Below are 2288 nucleotides of genomic sequence, written 5' to 3' on the forward strand. Positions count from 1 at the left end.
GCAGCACTCCACCGCATGGCCGCGCGCTTCCAGTTCGGCGCGGGTTTCAGGCGGGATGCCGCTCTCCAGATGCACGACGCCCATATCGGTTTCACAGGCATCGCCATCAAGATCATCCGTCGGCTCGCAGCCGCCAACATGTTCCCAACGCGCGGCATCGCCCGCCTCCTGAAGCCCCATGTCGAAATCGACGAGGTTCAGGATGACTTGCACATGGCCCTGCGGCTGCATGCCGCCGCCCATCAGGCCGAAGCTCAGCCAGGGTTCGAACGGGCAGGCCTGTTCGATTGGCACGGCCCGCACCTGGCAGCCCGGCATGTCCTTCTTGAAGGCGAAAGCAGGGATGATCGTATGGAAGGGCCGCTTGCCGGGCTCGAAGACGTTTGGATGGGCCGGGTCGAGGCTGAACAACTGGCCCCGGTCCTGGAACATGAAACCGAGGCCATCCGCGACGAGCCCCGTGCCCATGCCGCGATAGTTCGACTGGATAAGGGACACCATCATGCCGTCCTTGTCCGTAACGGTTAGGTAGGTCGTGTCGCCGTCTTGGAGTTTTTTGTCTGCCTCAAGAATTATATCACTAGCTATCGGCAAGAGCGGTTTCCCCTCAGATGAAATTCGGAATCCACGCCCCGATTGTCCTGCAAAACTTGTGGGTTTGGTGATGTCGATTTGTTGAGAGCGATAATTAGCGTAGCGCTTATCAATAAACAGGTCTGGATCAACACCGCTAAAGGCGGGATCCGCATACCCCCGCGCGCGATCTTCGAATGCCAACCGCTTCGCTTCCACTTGCGCCATGATTGAGTCCGCCGACCCGAAGCCCATGCCGCGCAGGTCAAACCGTTCCAGCATTTGTAACATCTGTAGCGCCGCAATTCCCTGCGTGTTCGGCGGCAGTTCGCAGACCTTGTAGTCGCCGCGATAGGTCACGCAGATCGGCTCGACCCAGTCCCCGGTATGGGTGGCAAAATCCTCATAAGTCAGGAAGCCGCCGATCCGCTCGAAATAGTCGCCCATGATGTGGGCGGTTTCGCCGGAATAGAATTCGTCGCGGCCTTTATAGGCTATCCGCTCCAGCGTGTCGGCAAGGTCCGGATTGCGGAACAGGCTGCCTTCTTTCGGGGCGGGCGAGAAATAGGTCGCCTTCGCATTGTCGAACTCTTCCAGCATGCCGCTGTCAGCCGCTTCCTGCAGGCGCGTTGCGTTGCGGCCCCAATAATAGGCAATGACTTCCGGGATCGGCGCGCCGTCACGGGCGTACTGAATGGCCGGTTCGAGGTTCATGTTCATCGGCCGCTTGCCGAATTTGCCATGCAGTGCGTACCAGCCATCGACTGTGCCGGGCACAGTCACCGGCGCGGCGCCGAAGGGCGGAATCTCCTCGCCTTGCATGAATTCGTCGGCCTTGGCCTGCATGTCGTCCAGCGTTGCGCCCTGGGGCGAGCGGCCGGAGCCATTATAGCCGTAGAGCTGCTCGGTTTCCGGGTCCCAGACAATCGCGAACAGATCGCCGCCAATGCCGTTTCCGGTCGGCTCGACAAGGCCCAGCATCGCATTTGCGGCAATGGCCGCATCCACGGCTGATCCGCCGGCTTTCAGCACATCAAGCGCCGTCTGCGTGGCGAGGGGATGGGCTGTGGCGGCCGCGCCATTCGGGGCCACCACAGAAGAGCGCGTGCCAAGGTCCCGTCCGGTAATCATCCGGTCTCCCGGTCCCGGCGGCGTGGCTTCGGCATCCTTTTCTATGGATATCCGGACCACTTTCTTCTGCGTGACCTTGGCGGTGGCGTCTACTTGCGCCTCATCCTGCGCTGGCGGTGTAGCGCACGCGTACAATCCGATAGCCAGCGCTGTTGCGGCGATTGCCTGAATGGGTCTCATCAGCCTCTCCTGTTCTCATCTGACGAGAGCTTAGCGCGCTTTGGGGCAGAAGCGAGTCCCAGCGAGGCCGAACAAACGCGTCGCGCGGTTCCCATGCCCGGCCCACGGTTTCGAGATAGGAATGGATCAGTCCATCAAGCATAGCTCACCACCTCCCACTCGATGTCGTCATGGTCGTGGAAATAGAACCGGCTGCCGGGATCGTAGGTCTGGTGACTATGGGTGCGATAGCCGGCGGCGAGGATCTTCTGCTCGGTCGCGTCCAGATCATCCACCAGGATGCCGAAATGATTGACGGCGCCGGTCCGGTAATAGCTTTCCTCATCTGGCCGGTCTTGCTGGGGCAGCGCATACAGTGCGAGGTAATCCTCATCCGTGCCGACATGCACCGTATAGCCATCATA

Annotated in this window: 2 protein-coding genes; both read right to left on the minus strand. The window is 60.7% G+C overall.

Features of this window, described 5'->3' with window-relative positions:
* Window positions 1-1884 (minus strand): gamma-glutamyltransferase family protein (locus tag B4F73_RS15270; RefSeq protein ID WP_290483698.1); only part of this gene is annotated, 1884 nt, incomplete at its 3' end.
* A gap of 134 nt (window positions 1885-2018) precedes the next feature.
* The coding region (locus tag B4F73_RS15275; protein ID WP_290483699.1) for a VOC family protein at window positions 2019-2288 on the minus strand (270 nt) is incomplete at its 5' end.

Source organism: Hyphomonas sp. UBA3601 (assembly GCF_002375605.1).
Lineage (GTDB): Bacteria > Pseudomonadota > Alphaproteobacteria > Caulobacterales > Hyphomonadaceae > Hyphomonas.